Origin of the sequence: Mycobacterium asiaticum, assembly GCF_001668675.1 — a bacterium.
GTDB lineage: Bacteria > Actinomycetota > Actinomycetes > Mycobacteriales > Mycobacteriaceae > Mycobacterium > Mycobacterium asiaticum_D.
This window is the reverse complement of the sequence record NZ_LZKQ01000127.1, coordinates 1-16,947: the sequence shown is the minus strand read 5'-3', so window position 1 is coordinate 16,947 and position 16,947 is coordinate 1. Positions and strand designations below refer to the sequence as shown.

At 65.5% G+C, this 16,947-nt stretch carries 18 protein-coding genes; 12 read left to right on the top strand and 6 right to left on the bottom strand.

Annotated features, from left to right (window positions below; translation table 11 throughout):
• The first annotated feature begins 10 nt into the window (after positions 1-10).
• From A9X01_RS11005 to A9X01_RS10995, 3 genes are read left to right on the top strand one after another with little or no spacing between them, the layout of a single operon-like run.
• Positions 11-1,123: a TauD/TfdA family dioxygenase gene (locus A9X01_RS11005; protein WP_065120783.1), complete on the top strand. Its 1,113-nt coding sequence runs from the start codon at positions 11-13 to the stop codon at positions 1,121-1,123.
• Positions 1,120-2,205 carry a hydroxyacid dehydrogenase gene (locus tag A9X01_RS11000; RefSeq protein WP_065120782.1) on the top strand — a complete coding sequence of 362 codons (1,086 nt, stop codon included), beginning with the start codon at positions 1,120-1,122 and terminating at the stop codon, positions 2,203-2,205. The genes A9X01_RS11005 and A9X01_RS11000 overlap by 4 nt, the downstream gene beginning before the upstream one ends.
• Positions 2,202-3,026: an enoyl-CoA hydratase/isomerase family protein gene (locus A9X01_RS10995; RefSeq protein ID WP_065120781.1), complete on the top strand. Its 825-nt coding sequence runs from the start codon at positions 2,202-2,204 to the stop codon at positions 3,024-3,026. The genes A9X01_RS11000 and A9X01_RS10995 overlap by 4 nt, the downstream gene beginning before the upstream one ends.
• A gap of 14 nt (positions 3,027-3,040) precedes the next feature.
• Here A9X01_RS10995 and A9X01_RS10990 read toward each other — a convergent pair whose 3' ends face one another.
• Positions 3,041-4,228, bottom strand: coding sequence for an amidohydrolase family protein (locus A9X01_RS10990; protein WP_065120780.1), 1,188 nt, complete (start codon positions 4,226-4,228; stop codon positions 3,041-3,043).
• Between the two features lie 141 nt (positions 4,229-4,369).
• Here A9X01_RS10990 and A9X01_RS10985 point away from each other — a divergent pair, with 141 nt between their 5' ends.
• Positions 4,370-5,176, top strand: a complete 807-nt coding sequence (locus A9X01_RS10985) for a TetR/AcrR family transcriptional regulator (RefSeq protein WP_065120839.1) — start codon at positions 4,370-4,372, stop codon at positions 5,174-5,176.
• Here the strand turns inward: A9X01_RS10985 and A9X01_RS10980 are convergent.
• Positions 5,165-6,322 carry an acyl-CoA dehydrogenase family protein gene (locus A9X01_RS10980; protein WP_065120779.1) on the bottom strand — a complete coding sequence of 386 codons (1,158 nt, stop codon included), beginning with the start codon at positions 6,320-6,322 and terminating at the stop codon, positions 5,165-5,167. The genes A9X01_RS10985 and A9X01_RS10980 overlap by 12 nt on opposite strands.
• 77 nt (positions 6,323-6,399) lie before the next feature.
• Between A9X01_RS10980 and A9X01_RS10975 the strand changes: the two genes are divergently transcribed.
• The 4 genes from A9X01_RS10975 to A9X01_RS10960 all read left to right on the top strand — a co-directional run bounded on the left by A9X01_RS10975 (position 6,400) and on the right by A9X01_RS10960 (position 10,691).
• A complete protein-coding gene (locus A9X01_RS10975) occupies positions 6,400-7,827 on the top strand; it encodes a wax ester/triacylglycerol synthase family O-acyltransferase (protein ID WP_081282321.1) in 1,428 nt (475 codons plus the stop codon).
• A 74-nt stretch (positions 7,828-7,901) separates the two neighbouring features.
• Positions 7,902-8,936: an acyl-CoA dehydrogenase family protein gene (locus A9X01_RS10970; protein WP_065120778.1), complete on the top strand. Its 1,035-nt coding sequence runs from the start codon at positions 7,902-7,904 to the stop codon at positions 8,934-8,936.
• A 7-nt stretch (positions 8,937-8,943) separates the two neighbouring features.
• The gene (locus A9X01_RS10965) at positions 8,944-10,029 is read left to right on the top strand and encodes an NAD(P)H-dependent amine dehydrogenase family protein (protein ID WP_065120836.1); all 1,086 of its coding nucleotides are present in this window, start codon (positions 8,944-8,946) and stop codon (positions 10,027-10,029) included.
• A 44-nt stretch (positions 10,030-10,073) separates the two neighbouring features.
• On the top strand, positions 10,074-10,691 hold the full coding sequence (locus A9X01_RS10960; protein ID WP_065120777.1) for a nitroreductase family protein: 618 nt from the start codon (positions 10,074-10,076) through the stop codon (positions 10,689-10,691).
• Here the strand turns inward: A9X01_RS10960 and A9X01_RS10955 are convergent.
• On the bottom strand, positions 10,688-11,053 hold the full coding sequence (locus tag A9X01_RS10955) for a DUF4345 domain-containing protein (protein WP_253849065.1): 366 nt from the start codon (positions 11,051-11,053) through the stop codon (positions 10,688-10,690). The two genes, A9X01_RS10960 and A9X01_RS10955, sit on opposite strands and share 4 nt — an antisense overlap.
• Before the next feature lie 8 nt (positions 11,054-11,061).
• Positions 11,062-12,129, bottom strand: coding sequence for a DUF2855 family protein (locus A9X01_RS10950; RefSeq protein WP_065120776.1), 1,068 nt, complete (start codon positions 12,127-12,129; stop codon positions 11,062-11,064).
• A gap of 48 nt (positions 12,130-12,177) precedes the next feature.
• On the opposite strand from A9X01_RS10950, the gene A9X01_RS10945 reads away from it, so the two are divergent.
• Genes A9X01_RS10945 through A9X01_RS10935 form a run of 3 tightly spaced genes read left to right on the top strand, consistent with a single transcriptional unit; the run spans position 12,178 to position 14,090 of the window.
• Positions 12,178-12,624: an SRPBCC family protein gene (locus tag A9X01_RS10945; protein ID WP_065120834.1), complete on the top strand. Its 447-nt coding sequence runs from the start codon at positions 12,178-12,180 to the stop codon at positions 12,622-12,624.
• The gene (locus tag A9X01_RS10940; RefSeq protein WP_065120775.1) at positions 12,608-13,159 is read left to right on the top strand and encodes a TetR/AcrR family transcriptional regulator; all 552 of its coding nucleotides are present in this window, start codon (positions 12,608-12,610) and stop codon (positions 13,157-13,159) included. The genes A9X01_RS10945 and A9X01_RS10940 overlap by 17 nt, the downstream gene beginning before the upstream one ends.
• A 49-nt stretch (positions 13,160-13,208) precedes the next feature.
• Positions 13,209-14,090 (top strand): TIGR03854 family LLM class F420-dependent oxidoreductase, encoded by an 882-nt coding sequence (locus tag A9X01_RS10935; protein ID WP_065120832.1) that lies wholly within the window; start codon positions 13,209-13,211, stop codon positions 14,088-14,090.
• Here the strand turns inward: A9X01_RS10935 and A9X01_RS10930 are convergent.
• The gene (locus A9X01_RS10930) at positions 14,074-14,613 is read right to left on the bottom strand and encodes a nuclear transport factor 2 family protein (RefSeq protein WP_065120774.1); all 540 of its coding nucleotides are present in this window, start codon (positions 14,611-14,613) and stop codon (positions 14,074-14,076) included. The genes A9X01_RS10935 and A9X01_RS10930 overlap by 17 nt on opposite strands.
• Before the next feature lie 6 nt (positions 14,614-14,619).
• Complete coding sequence (locus A9X01_RS10925; protein WP_065120773.1) at positions 14,620-15,465, bottom strand: mycofactocin-coupled SDR family oxidoreductase; 846 nt, start codon at positions 15,463-15,465, stop codon at positions 14,620-14,622.
• 130 nt (positions 15,466-15,595) lie between these two features.
• On the opposite strand from A9X01_RS10925, the gene A9X01_RS10920 reads away from it, so the two are divergent.
• A partial coding sequence (locus A9X01_RS10920; protein WP_065120831.1) for a phospholipase D-like domain-containing protein occupies positions 15,596-16,947 on the top strand: 1,352 nt, incomplete at its 3' end.

The window sequence follows — 16,947 nt, the reverse complement described above, 5'->3', positions numbered from 1 at the left end:
GGAGGATCGGATGCCGACCGCCATCTACACCGAGCAAGTCACCGACCCGATGGCTTGGACCGGCGCCGATGTGAGCAAGGAAGACTTCGTCTTCGACCTCTCGTCCCGCAATGTGGCTGCGCTGGAATCGATCCTGGCCAAGACCGCGGCCAAGGACCGCGACGACATCACCCCCGAGGACGCTCGGCATCCGGACCTCGACGACGACCTTGCCCGGCTCTACCGGGAATTGATGTTCGGCAGGGGTCTGGCCTGCGTTCGCGGCTTCCCCGTCGAGCAGCACTCAATCGAAGAGCTCGAGCGCATCTATTGGGCGTTCTGCACCCATCTGGGATATCTGGTGTCCAACAACTCCTTCGGGCACCGCATGGTGCGGGTGCAGGAGGAGGTGCTGCCTGGGGGAGTGCAGCCGGCGCGCGGGACCAAGTCACGTGCCGAACTGGCCATGCACAACGATGCCGCCGACATTCTGTCGCTGCTGTGCGTATATCCGGCCGCCACCGGCGGCGAAAGCCAGTTCGCCAGCGGCCCGGCCGCACACAATCGGATACTCGCCGAGCGTCCGGATCTGCTGGGCGTGCTCTACCAGGGCTTTCCCCATCATCGCCGCAGCGAGCAACCGGATGATCAGCCGGACGTGACCCCCTACGACGTGCCGGTGTTCTCACAGATCGACGGCCGGATCTGTATTAATTTCACCTACAGCAGCATCCTGCCGGCGATGAAGACACTCGGTCGAGACTTCACTCCGGAACAGGCCGAGGCAGTGGAGCTGCTGCGTAGCGTGCTCGTCGAACAACAGGTCGAGTTTCGACTCGAATCCGGAGAAGCAGCCGTGGCCAACAACTTCGCGATGTGCCATTCCCGGTCCGACTTCGTCAGCAGCACCGACCCGAAGAAGACGCGGTGCTTCTTGCGCGCCTGGATGGAGGTGCCTCGCAAGGACCGCCGGCTGCCGATCGGGCGCGAGTACTTCCACATGGAGAACAAAGACCTGCGGCTGGGCTACGACGTGGTCGCCGGCCGCGACGGCGCTATCGCGCGCAACGACTACAAGAACGTCGACGCCGCATTGGCCGACATGTTCAAGGCCGCGCAGGCTAAACCCAACGTCAAACGATGACCGTTCGTCCGCGACTGGTCTTCGAACGCTGGACCGATCCGGTCGCCGGCGAGATCCTCGACCGGGCAGACGTCGACCTCGTCAAGCTCGAGCTTGACGCATCCGACGAGCAAGGCTGGGCCGCACTGGAATCCGCGCACGGCTACCAGGTGGCCACGCGTTCCGACGTGACCCCGTACCCGCGGGGTGTGCAATGGCTGGCGGGCGCAAGCCTGCTCGGGCGGTGCGAGCAACTGCTGGCGGTGTGCTCGGCCGGGGCGGGTTACGACGTGATCGATGTCGAGGCGTGCACGCACGCCGGGGTCGCGGTGTGCAACAACTCCGGTCCCGGTGCGGAGGCGGTCGCGGAACACGCGCTCGGATTCATGCTCGACCTGGCGAAGCGGATCACGGCGGCCGATCGCACGCTGCGGGCCGGGTCACCGGTGAACCGGATGGCGTTGCGGGGCACGCAATTACTCGGCAAGACGCTCGGCGTGGTCGGCCTCGGCGCCATCGGCGGTCGTCTGGTGGAGCTGTGTGCGCCGTTCGGTATGGAAGTTCTGGTCTGCGATCCTTACCTCGATGAGGTCACCGCCCGGAGTCGCGGGGTGCAGCCGGTCGCCCTCGGCGAATTGCTGGCGCGCTCCGACTTCATCCAGGTGACCTGCCCGCTGACCACCGAGACCACCGGGTTGTTCGGCGCGGAGCAGTTTGCCGCGATGAAACCCACGGCCTTTTTCATCACCACCGCGCGAGGTCCCGTGCACGACGAGGCGGCGCTGCTGGAAGCGCTGCGCGACGGCGGGATCGCGGGCGCGGGCCTCGACGTGTTCCACGACGAACCACCCCGGCCGGACAACCCGCTCCTGCACCTCGACAATGTGATCGCGACACCGCATGTCGCCGGCATCACGGTGGAGGCGTCCCACGACCTCGCCGTCGCGACGGCTACCCAGTGGCAGACCATCTTCGGCGGCGGCATGCCACCGCGGCTCCTGAATCCCGACGTCTGGCCGCGGTACTGCGAACGATTCCGCGACGCCTTCGGTTTCCGCCCGGAAGCCGCATCGATGCCGAGGAACAGGGGTCACGCCGGGTGACGCACTACGACACCATCGAATTCGAGGTCAGGGGTCACACGGCCTGTGTGACCCTCAACCGTCCCGAGGTGCTCAATGCGATCAATGACGAGATGATCGCTGAGCTCGCGGTGGCCTACGCGGAAATAGAACGCTCGCAGGATATCTGGACCATGATCGTCACCGGTGCGGGTCGGGCGCTGTGCGTGGGGGCCGATGTGAACAAGGCCGCCGACCACGACATGGAGAATGCGGCCGGCATCGACAATCAGGGCGAGGAGATCCTGAGTTCGATGCGGCAGTGGGATGCGCCCCAGGAGGCGACGCCGCCGTGGCTGCAGATGACGAAACCCATCATTTGCGCGGTCAACGGGATCGCCTGCGGCGCAGGCATGGACCTGGTGACGACCGCCGACATCACGGTTGCGTCCGAGCGTGCGACGCTGATGGACCCGCACGTCAGCATCGGCGTGACGTCCGGGCGGGAAGGGGTCCGGCTCGCCCGGATACTGCCGCTGCCGGTGGCGATGCGGTTGATCTTGATGGGCCGCCACGAGCAACTCGACGCCCAGCGCGCCTACGACCTGGGTGTCTTCACCGAGGTGGTGGCCCACGATCGGCTGATCGACCGGGCGTGGGAAATCGCCGATGTGGTCAATTCGAATGCCCCGCTGGCGGTTCGGGGATCGCGCATGGCGGTGCGTAAAGGTTTGACACTGCCCATTTACGAGGCCGAGTTGCTGGCCGAGAACTATCGCATGAAGGTCGCCCTGACCAAGGACGCCATCGAGGGACCGCGTGCCTTCTTGGAGAAACGCAAGCCGGACTGGCAAGCCCGGTAAGCGGAAAACCCGGGCTACACCAGGCCGAAGAAACGCTTCGCGTTGGTGGACAACACCTTACGTTTGGTCTCTTCGTCCAGGCCCTCGGTCGCCTTGTTCGCAACTTCCATGCTTCTCGGCCAGTTGGTGTCGTTGTGGGGGTAATCGGTCTCGAACATCAGTTGGTCGGGTCCGACCAGATCGAGGATCCGGAACGCAACCGGGTCGCCGAAGGTGGAGAAGTAGACGCGGCCGGGCACCTGGCTGCTCGGGGGCTCGGTGAGCAGGGGATGAATGCCGCCCCAGGCCCGGCGATCCTCCCAAACTTCGTCGACACGTTGCAGGTAGTACGGGATCCAGCCCGCTTGCGCTTCGGCGAATGCGATCTTGAGGTCGGGAAATTGAATGAGCTTGCCGGAGAACAGCCAATCGACCAGTGCGATGGTGCAATTGACCGCCATCAGTGCGCTGGTGACGACATGCGGCGAGTCCGGTGAGGACTTCGTGAGCGATGAACTCGATCCGATGTGCAGCATGATGCCCACCTGATTGCGTTCGCAGGCGGCAAAGAACGGATCCCAGTAGCCGCTGTGGATCGAGGGCAGGTCGAGGCGTGACGGCAACTCCGAGAAGCACACCGCATGCATGCCTTTGGCGGCCACCCGCTCCACTTCCCGTGCGGCCAGTTCGACATCCCAGAGCGGAATGATGCCGAGCGGGATCAACCGGCCGTTCGAGCCCGCAGCCCACTCGTCGATCTGGAAGTCGTTGTAGGCCTCGACGCACAGCTTCGCGAGTTCTTTGTCCTTGCCGTAGAGAAAACGTTGGCCGCAAAAACGGACCAGGGTGTTGGGGAAGCACGCCGAGGCCTCGATCCCGGCGATGTCCATGTCGGCCAGCCGGTCGGCCGGACGGAAGCAACCCGGACGCATCTCGTCGTAGGTGATCGGATCGGTGGAAAGCTCGTCGAGGTCGTATCCGGCGGCCGCGCTGATCAACGGGATCGGGATCCTCTTGTCCTCGTAGTGCCAGATATCCGCCGCGCGGCCCTGTTCGTCCTCGACGAAAGCGACATCGGAAGTGACGCTTGGATCCATGCGCCCGCGGGTGCGGACGATGCGCGGCCCGGCATCCCGATAGCGTTCGGGCAACCGGGAAGTCCACAAGTCGGCCGGCTCCACCAGATGGTCGTCGGGCGAAACGATGAGGATGTCTGCGCTCAACGCCGCACTCCTTGATTCTGCAAAACGAGAATGACCATTTTCACCGTACCGTATGCAGCCGGTCCCGCCGCGGCCGTAGTCAACATTCACGCGCAGGTAGCGCGCGAATGCGCGCGTCGTGCGCGTATTCTTAGCGGCATCATGGCTGCGAAAAAGAGCGCCGGCGCGGATACCAAAGCCGGCACAGAAGTTGTCGATACCGATGTCGAACCAACCACTGCTGTCGAACCAACCACCACGTGGCAAGAGCGCACCATCGAGCGGCGTCTGAGTTCGGCGAGAGCTCGCGCTCTCGCGCGCAGTTCGCGGTTCCTCGCGACAGCGCTGGAGTTGGTAGAGGAGTCGGGCAAGGCCGACTTCACGATCCAGACACTGATTGACCGGTCCAATCTCAGCTTGCGGGCGTTCTACCAGCACTTCGCCGGCAAGGAAGAGCTGATGCTGGCGTTGTATGAGAACGTCACCAGCCAGTTCACCGAGAACATCCGGCAAGAGGTTGCGGCGGCGGACGGGCCGATGGAGCAGCTGGAAGCCTTTTGCCGCGGTGTCCTGTACCGGGCCGAGTCCTCGGAATCGGTAGGCGGACGGGTGATGACGATCTACAACCTGAGTTTGGAGATCAACCGGCCGGCCGACTTCGCCAAGGTGTGGGAGCCACATCTGAAATTGCTGACCAAGATCATCACCTCGTGCGCACGAGCAGGGTTGGTGCGCAACGATCTAACCCCCCAGCAGCTGACAACCCTACTGAACACGACGCTGACCGCACTGGCTCAGATCGGTGTATTCCATCTGGGCGGTAAGGGATCGAAGCTCACCGAGGACCAGTTGTGGGCGTGGTGCAAGCAGGCGGTCAGCCCGCCCGCCGCGGACGCCCCCGCCAAGGCGCCGCGCAAGTCGACCGCGCGCGCAGCCGCGCCCCGCCGGGTGCGGAAGCTAACGGGGTAATCCGAGTCCGCGCTGGGCGATGATGCTGCGCTGTATCTCGCTGGTGCCCGCGTAGATCGTGGTACCGACGGCGAAGCGGAGCAAATGCTCGAATCGGCCCTGCTGCGGTGCCGTGGGTTCGAAATAGCTGCGCAGTCCGTCGGGGCCGACGAGCTCGACGATGTCCTGGCTGGCCCGTTCGAGAGCCTCGGTGCTGAACAACTTCGACATCGATCCTTCGGCCACCGGCATCCGGCCCTGCTCGGTCATCCAGACGCAGCGGCGTTGTAGCAGCATCGCGACTTCGTTCTCCATCGCCACCCTGGCCAGGCGGCGCCGGACGGCTGGGTCATCGATCGCTGGCGAGCCGTCCTCGGTCGGGCAGCGGGCCCAATCCTCGGCGTGCTGCAGGAGCCGGGTCAGGTGCGGTCCCCAGCCCGACGCGTGCTCGTCCTGCAAGGACAAGCCCATCACCCGCCAGCCATCGTCGACATCACCGATCCGCCACTCGTCGCCGAGGCGGACATCCGAATAGAAGGTGATGTTGGTGCGCTCACCGGAAAGAGTCCAGACGGCTTGTACGTCAAACCCTTTGCTCTCGCATGGGACGAGGAACATGGTGAGCCCCTGGTGCTTGGGGCGTTGGGTATTGGTGCGGGTCAGCAGGAAGATGTAGTCGGCGATGTGACCGTTGGTGGTGAACATCTTGCTGCCGTTGATAATCCAGTCGTCACGGTCGCGTACCGCCCTCGTTGTCGCGGCCGCGACATCCGATCCGCATTCAGGTTCGGTGAAGCCCAACGCGATCGTGATGTCACCCTTCATGGCGGCGTCGAGCACGAGATCCTTCATGGCGGGAGAGCCGACCGCGCGGATGATCGATGCCACCATGCGGGTTGTCTCGGCGAGGTACATGGGCGCGTCAAACCGCATCAGTTCCTCGTTGAGCACCTGCGCGTCCCACGCGTTGCGGTTCTGGCCGCCGAACTCGGCCGGCCAGTCCGGCGCGAAATAACCCTCGTCGACGAGTCCTTTCGTGAAGTCCTCATCGTGCGCGACGCCGCTTCGATAGATGCGTTCGGTGACTTCCGGAGTCAACACGGCACGAAGGTGGGCGCGTACCGCGTCGCGGTACGCCTCGGTATCGGGGTCGAGCTGAAAATGCATTGCAGCGAGAGTAGCAATGCCCAGGCCGGAGAAGGCGAGGTGTCAACGACCGCGAGAAGGGCTATTCTCGGAGCGCTATGAAGCGGCTCAGTGGCGTCGACGCAATGTTGCTGTACAGCGAAACAGCCGAGATCCACATGCATACGATCAAGGTGGCCGTGGTCGATCTGTCGGCCCTGCCCGGCGGGCTGCCCTTCCCCGAGCTGAAAGAGGCCGCATATCGGGTGTTACTCGGTCTCGAGCCACTTCGCTACCGGCTGGTGAGCACACCCGGTCATTACCACCATCCGATGTGGCAGGAAAACGCTCCGATCGACGCCGATTACCACATCAGGAGGGCCGCGGTGGCGCCGCCCGGCGGACGCCGGGAACTGGATCAATTGATCGGTGCCCTTGCGGCGGTTCCGTTACAGCGGGACCGTCCACTGTGGGAGCTGCATATCGCCGAAGGCCTCGCCGACAACCGCATAGCCGTCATCCTCAAGCTCCACCACGCGCTCGCAGACGGGGTAGCTTCGGCGAACCTGATCGCGAAAGCGTTACAAGAGTACGAATCTCTGTTGCTTGCTGAGACCGCAGACAGACCAGAATCGATCCCGCCGGCAGGGCGACTCGTGGGAGGTGCCACTCGCGAGCACCTGCGCCAGCTGGTGAACCTGCCGCCACTGATCTGGCGGACCGGGACGGGTGTGGGACGTGTCTGGCGCCGATCGCGTCAGCGCCGGAAAAGCCATGCGCCAAGGCGCCCGGCCCTCCCACCGCCCAGCTTCGCCAACCATGTCGTCTCGCCCGGGCGACGGTTTGCCACCGCTTCGTTGCCGCTGAGCGAGGTGGTGCTGATCAGCAGGAAGCTGGGCGTGACCATCAACGACGTGGTCCTGGCGATAGCGGCCGGAGCGCTGCGCACCCTGCAGCTGCGCTATGGCGGCCGCGCCGACAAACCACTACTCGCCGGTGTGCCGGCGAGCTTCAACAAGTCGCCGACGCGGCTCAGCGGCAACGAGTTTGGTTACATGATTCCGCCCTTGCCGATTCACATCGCCGACCCCCTGGAACGGGTGCGCCTCACGTCAGCCGCCGCCGCCGTCGCCAAGGAGAATTTCGCGCTGCGCGGTCCCACGCTGATGGCCGAATGGTTGGCCTACCTGCCGCCCCGGTTCTCCCCGGCGATGTTTCGCTGGCAGTCACGACGACTGAGTTCCGGCTCGGTGATGAATCTGACGATCTCCAACGTTCCCGGACCCCGCACCGCCCACACACTGGGCGGCGCCCGGATCAGCGAGATCCACTCGGTGGGTCCGCTGGCCGCCGGCAGCGCCCTGAACATCACCGTCTGGAGTTACGTGGACCAGTTGAATGTCTCGGTGCTCACCGACGACATCACGATGGACGACCCGCACGAGGCGACACAGGCAATGACGGAATCGTTCAACGAGATTCGAACAGCCCTGTTGGCGTCGGATAACTCGCCAGATGCGCCCCTGGCATCGGCGGCCGGCGACTGAAAAGCTGCACGGCTCGCGGATAATGTTACTCTCATCTTTGAGAGTGAGCATATCCGCTCAAGGAATGGACACAGGTGGATCTGAGCCTGTCCGGCGAACAGCGGCAGTTGGTGGATTCCTTCGCCGCGCTGTTCGCGCGCGAGTCGACCGCTGCCCGCGTGCGCGCGGCGGAGCCGCTGGGTTTCGATCTCGCCCTGTGGAAGGCGTTGGTGGACACGGGTTCCGTCGAGATGGCCGTTGCGGAGGGCGACGGCGGTGCGGGCGCATCAGTACTGGACCTGGCTCTCATCGCCGAGCAATTCGGTCGGGCGGCGGCATCGGCTCCGCTGATCGAAGCGCAGGTAGCCGCCCGGTTGCTTGCCGATTGTGGTGGAGTCGGCAACGAACTGCTCGGTCAGGTGCTGGCGGGCGCTCGGCTGGTGACGTTCGCCCCGCGCGCCGGTCGCCACCTGTGTCTGCGGCTGGTCCCGGCCGGTGCGGTCGCGGACTGGGTGATCACACTGGTGGACGAGCGACTGTTGGCGGTCCCGCTGCGGGACAACCGGACCCACGTCGGAAATCTTGGATCGTTGCCGTTGGCGGACATTACGATTGACGGCGACTACGTCGTACTTGCCGAGGACGCTTCGGCGAGCGATGTTTTCGGTACGGCACTGGATCTGTGGCTGACCTTGACGGCGGCGGCACTGACCGGTGCGGCCGCCCGAGCCGTCGAGTTCGCGGTCGACTACGCGAAACAGCGCCAGGCGTTCGGCGCCGCTATCGGCTCCTTTCAGGCGATTTCACATCCGTTGGCCGATAGCGCGACCGCCGTCGCCGGGTCACGGCTCCTCGCGCTGCGGGCGGCATGCGCCGACACCGATGAACCCGACCGCATGCGTCAACTGGCGGCCATGGCGTTCGCGTTCGCCTACGAGACTGCGCGTGACGCAACCCGACGCAGCCTGCACATCCACGGCGGCTACGGGTTCAGCATGGAGTGCGATGTCCAGTTGTACTACCGCCGAGTCCGCGGCTGGGCATTGGTTTACGGTGAATCGGCCGTCGCACTGGATCGTGTCGCCGATGCCCGCTACGGAAAGGGCGTATGTGGCCGACGGACATCGTAAACCGAAAGTGATTCTCTGGGGCCCCGGGCAGGTCGGGGTCGGTGCATTGCGTGCCCTCATCGCCCACCCGGGCCTGGAGCTTTCCGGAGTGGTCGTGTATTCCGAGGCCAAAGAGGGCAAGGACGCCGGCGAGTTGTGCGGCATGTCGGAGACCGGTGTCGTCGCCACCCGTGACATCGCAGCCACGCTGGCCGGTGACGCAGACGTGGTGGCCTACTTCGCGTCCGGCGACTATCGCTATTCCGAAGCGGCACAGGACATCGCACGCTGCCTGCGCGCCGGCAAGCATGTGGTGTGTACCTCACTGGTGCCGATGTGCTACCCGCCCGCCGCTGACCGCGAAACCGTCGATCTGTTGGCCGCGGCGTGCCGTGAGGGCAACACCAGTTTCTTCAACAGCGGGGTGGACCCCGGTTGGGCCAACGACGTCATCGCGCTGACGATGACCGGCTTCAGCAGCCGTGTCGACAAGATCACCATGCTGGAGATACTCGACTACGGCCCGATCAACCAGCCGGACATCATGTTCGACTTCATGGGATTCGCCCACCCACCTGACCACCCGGCGCCGCTCTTCGACACCGAGCGGCTCACCGCATTGTGGGGGCCGATCGTGCACCTGGTTGCCGACGGCCTCGGACTGCCGCTCGACCGCGTCGAGACCACCATCGAAAAATGGCTGGCCACAGAGCGTTACGAGGTTGCCTCCGGCTGGATCGAGCCGGGAACGATGGGCGCGATGCGGTTCAAACTCGCGGGCCTCGTCGACGGTGAGGAGCGCGTCGTGCTCGAACACTTCACTCGCATGGGCGAAGGGGCAGCTCCGCACTGGCCCCGGCACCCCTCGCCGCACGGCGGATATCGCGTCATCGTCGACGGGTTGCCCACCTACACAGTCGACATCGAAATGCACGGCCGCGGAAACAATATGCGCGGCCTGACCTACGCGACCGTGATGCGTGAACTGAACGCCATTCCCGCCGTCATTGCCGCGCCACCGGGCCTGCTGTCCACACTGGACCTGCCGCTGGTCACTGGTCCCATGCGCGGCGCGCAGTGGCGTGGGGTCCTGCCGGGACTGCGACAAGCATGACTGCGGCGTCGGGGCGGCGAACGGCTGTCGACCTGTGGGACGTCATGCGCACCGCTTCTGCCGTGCGGCGCTATCGCGACGAACCCGTGCCCGACCACGTGCTCGAGCGGTGTCTGCTGGCCGCCACCTGGGCTCCGTCCGGCGGCAACCAACAGCCGTGGAAGTTCGTCGTGCTCAAATCCGCGGCGGCCCGCGGGATCGTGACCGCCGGGGCGAACCGAACCTGGCAGGCGATGACCGATTTCTACCACCTCTCGATGCCCGACGACGGGGCCGACGACCCGAAGTCGCGCGCGCTGCGCACCATGGCCGAGCACACGCGCACCGGGGGAGCGGCGCCCGTGCTGGTGCTGTTCTGCATCCGTCCCCAGCCCGGGGCTGCCGAACTCCAACAGGGAGGTTCGATTTTCCCCGCGGTGCAGAACTTCCTGCTTGCCGCCCGCGCGCAAGGACTGGGTGCGGCGATCACCTTGTGGCACTCCTCTTGCGAGGGCGAATTGCGAACCGTCGCAGCCATTCCCGACGACTGGCAGATCGCCGCGCTGCTCACCGCGGGCTGGCCGAAAGGCGGACACCGCCCGGTCCGGCGCAAGCCGGTGTCGGAGGTAGCGGTGACCGACCGGTGGGACAACCCCTGGCCCGGCAGTTCGCCCGAGGGTTAGCTTGAGGTGAGCAACAGGGCGGTGGCGGCGACGGTTTCGACGAGGAAGTAGAACCAGTTGGGATAAAACGGGGTTCGGCCTTCGATGACGGCCGAGACCAACCGACCGACGGCCATGCCACCCAACGCCAGTCCGACGGTCAACATGATCCCACTGCGTGAGCTCGAGTCGACGGCGGCGAAGGCCAGCGCACCCGCGATCGCACAGCCGAAGCCGCCGTAGACGGCCCGCACCTCGGAGCGCGACGTGCGTTCCGGCAGCGCGATGCCGAACACCCCGATCATCCGGGCCGGCGCGGCGAGCGTGTAGACGCCCATGCCGAGGAAAAATGCCGCGGTCACGACGAGCACGGTGAGCGTCACGTGTCCTCCTACAGCTCCACGATGGTGCCGGCTGTCGGGTCCACCTTCCCGTCGAGCAGTTCCAGGTAGGCCCGCCCGATCTCGTCCTGGCTCGAGATGCGCTCCACCCGTAGCCATTTCGATGCCCAATCGGCGAACGGCCCCCATGCGTCGGCGACCTGCTCGTCGAGTTTGGCGGTGCCCCAATCGGCGCCGCGCTTCTTGATGCGATCCGGGGCGAAGAAAAAGACGGGCTTGGGTCCCGCGAGCTCGCCGCTGTCGTGCGCCATCTGCGTCCAGTGGGTCATGCCGACCGCGGAGCTGTGGGCAAGACGGTCGCCGTAATGGGAATGCACCGCGGTGCGGACCGCGCCGTCACCGGAGATGTCGATGTAGACGGCACGGTCACCCGGCAACGCAGCGATGTCGTCATACAGGACAACCGAGTCATAGATATCGAGTCCCTCGACGAAACCCCGGTTGCCCGCCGACGTCAGACCGACGACGTGGATACCCTGCCGCTTGGCGAGTAGGTAGGCCGCGATGATCGCGGTCTTCGACGAAGCGCTGGAGATGACGATGGTGTCCGCCCCGAAAAAGCCTTCGTCCGAGACGAAGTCGTCGATGAGGAACGACGTGAAAAAGAGCGGGAAGAACAGGATGTGCTCCGCCTCGCGGTCAGCCGAATAGACCGGATCGGTTCGGACGTCGCGGTATCCCTGGTAGGCCGAGGGCAACGCGGCCCGGTGCGGCGCGGCGTCGACGAAGCCCTTTTCGTTGATGCGGTCCGGCGTGACCAACAGGTGGCTGGCACACGGCAGATAGCCGTAGACCCGCATGCCGTCGGCCAGGTCGGGATGCCGCGACTGCTCGACGTGTGCGTAGCCCCAGACGTTGAGCTTGCCCCACTGCGGGTCTGAGGCGGGGAAGAAGTCCCAGTAGCGCATCGCCTCGCCGAACACGGCGTAGGTGATGTTGTTAGCGGTCAGCCCGAAGGACTCGACGCGAAGCAGCACCTGGCCGCCCTGCGGCGATGGCGCGGCGTCGGAAAGGAAGCGGGTCTGATGCAGATCGGTGCGGCTCAACTCGAAATCCATGGCCGTCAGCCTAGCCGCCCGTCCACTTAATGATGTACCATGCGGTACATGATTACGAAGAGCAGCGTGGAGATCGACGCACCCGCAACCTTGGTGTGGGACGTGTTCACCGATGTCGAACGCTGGCCGGAGTGGACCGCCTCGGTCACCCGCCTGGCCGGCCTGGACGGATCCGCGCTCGCGGTCGGCAGACGTTTCGAGATCAAGCAGCCCCGGATGCCCAAACTCGTCTGGGAGGTAAGCGAATTGGTTCCCGGCGTCTCGTGGACCTGGGTGCAGCGCTCCCCCGGCGGCACCACAACGGCCAGCCATACGGTGACACCGCTCGGCGAGGGACGAACGCTGGTAAGTCAGGAGCTCGACCAGCGAGGGCCGGTGGGCGCCCTGGTCGGCCGACTCATGCTGCGCACCACTCGGCGCTACCTGGAGCTGGAGGCACAGGGCCTCAAGGCCCGCAGCGAGCGGTCCCGGCAATCCCTTGGCCCGCACTCCTGACCTCAAGCGGCGCCAGGAGCTGCTCGACGCGCTCGTCGCGGACTTCGCCGCGGGCGGCATCGGGGACCGGTCGCTGCGCGACGTGGCGGCCGCCGTCGGCACCAGTCACCGCATGCTGCTGCACCACTTCACCTCCCGTGACGACTTGTTTATTGCGATCGTGGAGGAGGTCGAACGTCGCCAGATGGCGATCCTGGCCGACTTGCCGGGTGAGCCGGCCGACGCTTTCACCGCGATGTGGACAGTGCTGTGCCGTCCTGACCTGAGGCCGTTCGAACGGCTCTTTTTCGAGTGCTACTCTCGGGGCGCCCAGGGCGAGGAGCCCTTCGTCCGCATGGTGCCGGGCGCGGTGGATACCTGGCTGGCGGAGGCGGAAACGGCTGCCGGCGGTACGGACAACCCGGCGCTGGTGCGCCTCGGCCTGGCGGTCACGCGCGGCTTGCTGCTCGACCTGGTCGCCACCGACGACGACAGCGGGGTGGGCGCCGCCGCGCAGGCATTTGCCGATCTCTTGCGGCGACCGGGACGCAAATAGTCGCCTCCTTACGTTGGATAGGTTCGTAGCCACACGTAAGGAGATGCGCGTGAAGATTCGATTCGGGATCGGACTGGGTGCGGACACCGCTCCCGGGCAGCTCGCCGAGATCGTCGACCGGTTGGAATCCAGTGGTGTGGACTCGTTGTGGTTCTCCGAGCTTGTCTACTCCCCGGCGGTGGATCCCATGGTGGGCATGGCCTATGCGCTGGCGCGCACCAACCGGCTGAAAGTCGGCACTTCGGTCGCGGTCTTGCCGGGTCGCCATCCGGTACTGGTCGCCAAGGCGCTCGCCTCGCTGGCTGCGCTGGCGCCCAAGCGGGTGCTTCCGGCGTTCGGGTTGCGGTCGGCGATTCCCGCTGAACGTGAGGTATTCGTGGTGCCGGACGGCCAGCGGGCGGAGGTGTTCGACGAGTCACTGAAGGTGTTGCGCGCAGCCCTGATCGAGGATTCGGCCAGTTACGCCGGCAGGTTCTTCACGGTGCGTGGGGCCGAGGTCGCGCCGCGGCCGGTGCCGCCCCTGGACATTTGGCTGGGTGGGTCCTCGGCGGCGGCGTTCCGCCGCATCGGCGCCCTGGCCGACGGTTGGCTGGGCAGCTTCCTCACCCCCGAAGAAGCAGGGCGGGGGCGTGCGGCGATCGAACGTGCCGCGGCGGACGCGGGTCGGCATATCGACGCGGATCACTTCGGCATCTCGTTGGCGGTCGCCGATGGAGACCTACCCGAGGAACTGGTCGCGGCGGTGCGTCGGCGTCGCCCCGACGTGGAACCCGGTCAGTTGGTGGCGGCCGGGTGGGACGCGCTGCATCGGCAGCTCGACGCCTACCTGGATGCTGGACTGACGAAGTTCGTCATCCGACCGGTTGGCAAGTCCCCGCTGGACGGGTTCATCGACCGGTTCGCCGACGAGTTGATCAGTCGCCAGAATTGAGCAGCGCGAAGAACCGATAGGACGGATCGTTGTCGTCGAGCGCACCATGGAGTGTGTCTCTGGTGATCGGATGGCTGGAGTCCATCGCGGAGGGATCGCTCACCCGCGCCCAATCCGTCACGATCGTCCGCTCGATGAATTTCCATGCGCCACTGCGCTTCTCGTACTTGTCCAGGTAGCGGCCGCCGATGATGAGATCGATGTCCCGGCTACGCCCGGCCAGGGTGTGCACCGCGAGTGAATAGATCTCGCCTTCGGCCCGCTGCCCGGCGACCGCGAAGTTCATCGTGGTGATGTGGTGCTGCATCATCCGGATGTGGGGACGCGAGGCGCTGAGTTGTCGCAGGAATTGGTCCGCGGTGCCCGTCGAGAATGCTCCGTGGCTGTCGAGCGCGTCGTGGTGATAGAGACTCCGGAGTCCGTCGATGTCGCCGCGGTCGACGGCGCGGCAATAGGCATGAACGAGCTTTCGGAGGTGATACTCGTCGATCATCTCCTGCGGTATGGGATCGGTCGTCGTCATCGCTTTTCAGAATTTCGCGACGGCACCGGCATCGACGGGCAGTGCCGCCCCGGTGATGTACTGCGCCTCATCGGAGGCCAGGAACAGTACGGCGTTGCTGACAGCGCGTGCCTCGATCAGTGGCTTGGGCAGCAGGTGGAATTGGCCGATGATCTCGGCCGCATCGTGCACGGTCGGATCGGAGAGGTCCGGCCGCATGGTGCGGCAGAACCACTCGTTGTCCAGCATCGGCGTCTCAATGTTGCCCGGGTGAATGGAGTTCACCCGGATCCACTGCGGCGCAAGTTCATTGGCCAAAGAATTCATCAGACCCACGACGGCGTGTTTCGCCGACGCATAGTGGGCCATGTAGCCGCCGCCGCGAATACCCAGCATCGAGCTGACCAGGATGATCGATCCGCCCCCGTTGGTCATGTGCGGTAACGCCGCCTTCACGGTCTGCCAGACGCCGGTCAAGTTGATGTCCAGCATCGTCTGCCACGCGGATTTCTCGATCAGGGCCGCCGGCGCCGGGGTGCCGCTGATTCCGGCGTTGGCCACGACGATGTCGATCGCGCCCACCGCGGCCACCCCCTGTTCGAGCGCGACGCGGAGACTTCCCAGGTCGCGGACATCGGCCTTGGCGGTGACGACGCGCCGTCCCGACTTCTCCACCAGGGCGGCGGTGTCCGCGAGGTCGTCCTCGGTGGCCCCCGGGTAGGCCACGCCGTCGATGTCCGCGCAGACATCCACCGCGATGATGTCCGCGCCCTCCTCGGCCAGCCGGACCGCGTGTTCGCGACCCTGGCCGCGTGCCGCGCCGGTGATGAATGCGACCTTGCCGGCGACTCTGCCGACCGAATTGCCTGCCATCGCTACCTTTCGCCAGGATGATCCGCACCAAGTCAAACACGGGTGCGCACGGGTCGTTGCGTGGCCACCGGCAGCGGGGTAGACACACGAGTATGCGCTCCCTGATCCGCCGGACTGGTTGAGCGCCGGCGTGGGCGACGACCGAGTGTTGATTCCCGGCCAGACGTGCTGGCGAGTGGCACGGGCCGATCAGTTCGCGGGCATCATCGACGCCGCCGACTATTTCCGTCACGTCAAGGCGGCGATGCTGCGGGCTCGACACCGAATCATGTTGATCGCCTGGGACTTAGACGCCAGGATGGCGTTCGAGCGCGGGACCAAAACACTGCCCGGGCCCAACCAGCTGGGCGCCTTCCTGTACTGGATGCTCTGGAAGCGGCCAACTTTGGAGGTCTACCTGCTGAAATCCAATCTTCGCCTGCTGCCGGCCTTCGACGGTATCTGGTACGGGCTGACCCCGGTGACGCTGGTGAATCGTCTCAGCAGCAAGCGAATACGGTTCGCCGTAGACGGCGCGCACCCGATCGGCGCGGTACACCACCAGAAGATCGCCGTGATCGACGAGGCGGTGGCATTCTGCGGTGGACTCGACCTCACCATCGAACGGTGGGACACCCGCGAGCATGCGCACACCAACCGGGGCAGGCGGACGTTGGGCCGCGGCTATGGACCCCGCCACGAGGTGGCCCTGGCCGTCGACGGCGCCGCCGCCGTCGCGCTCGGTGAGCAGGCGCGCGAGCGGTGGCAGACCGCGACCGGTCAGACGCTGGAGCCGGTCGAAGCCAAGCACGTCGCCTGGCCGAGCGGGCTGGCGCCGTCCCTGCGCGACGTCGACGTCGCAATCGCGCGCACGCTGCCCGAGCTCGAGGATCGCACCGAGGTCCGCGAAGTGGAGGCGCTCAACTTCACCGCGATCGCGGCGGCGCGAGACGTGATCTATCTGGAGAACCAGTACCTGGCCTCTCGCGACCTCGCCGAGGCGCTTGCCGGCCGTCTTCGCGAAGACGACGGTCCCGAGGTCGTGATAGTGCTGCCCCGGAGTTCGGAAAGTCCGCTCGAGCAGCAAGCCATGGACAGCGCCCGGCATCTGCTGATCCAGGAGCTGTGGGCCGCCGACGAGCATGATCGGCTGGGCATCTATTACCCCGTCACCGACGGCGGGCTGCCGATCTATGTCCATTCCAAGGTGCTGGTCGTCGACGATCGGCTGTTGCGCATCGGGTCGTCGAATCTCAACAACCGGTCGATGGGATTCGACAGCGAGTGCGACGTCGCTATCGAAGCCCTCGGAAGGACAGATGGCGCGCAGGAGATCCGGCGAGAAATCACCGCCATGCGACACGAACTGATCTCCGAGCATTTAGGCGTGTCGGTTGGCGCGTTCGAGGACGCCCTGGATCGGTGCCTGTCCTTCCTGAAGACGGTCGAACAGTTGCGCGGGCACGGTAAAACGTTGCAGCCCTTTACCGAAGAAACGATCGC

Bases quoted from the DNA above. Each gene is read 5' to 3' on its own strand.
- A9X01_RS11005 (WP_065120783.1), top strand. From the start codon at position 11: ATGCCGACCGCCATCTACACCGAGCAAGTCACCGACCCGATGGCTTGG.
- A9X01_RS10925 (WP_065120773.1), bottom strand. From the start codon at position 15,465: ATGGCAGGCAATTCGGTCGGCAGAGTCGCCGGCAAGGTCGCATTCATC.
- A9X01_RS11000 (WP_065120782.1), top strand. From the start codon at position 1,120: ATGACCGTTCGTCCGCGACTGGTCTTCGAACGCTGGACCGATCCGGTC.
- A9X01_RS10985 (WP_065120839.1), top strand. From the start codon at position 4,370: ATGGCTGCGAAAAAGAGCGCCGGCGCGGATACCAAAGCCGGCACAGAA.
- A9X01_RS10950 (WP_065120776.1), bottom strand. From the start codon at position 12,129: ATGGATTTCGAGTTGAGCCGCACCGATCTGCATCAGACCCGCTTCCTT.
- A9X01_RS10980 (WP_065120779.1), bottom strand. From the start codon at position 6,322: ATGCATTTTCAGCTCGACCCCGATACCGAGGCGTACCGCGACGCGGTA.
- A9X01_RS10960 (WP_065120777.1), top strand. From the start codon at position 10,074: ATGCGCACCGCTTCTGCCGTGCGGCGCTATCGCGACGAACCCGTGCCC.
- A9X01_RS10945 (WP_065120834.1), top strand. From the start codon at position 12,178: ATGATTACGAAGAGCAGCGTGGAGATCGACGCACCCGCAACCTTGGTG.
- A9X01_RS10975 (WP_081282321.1), top strand. From the start codon at position 6,400: ATGAAGCGGCTCAGTGGCGTCGACGCAATGTTGCTGTACAGCGAAACA.
- A9X01_RS10930 (WP_065120774.1), bottom strand. From the start codon at position 14,613: ATGACGACGACCGATCCCATACCGCAGGAGATGATCGACGAGTATCAC.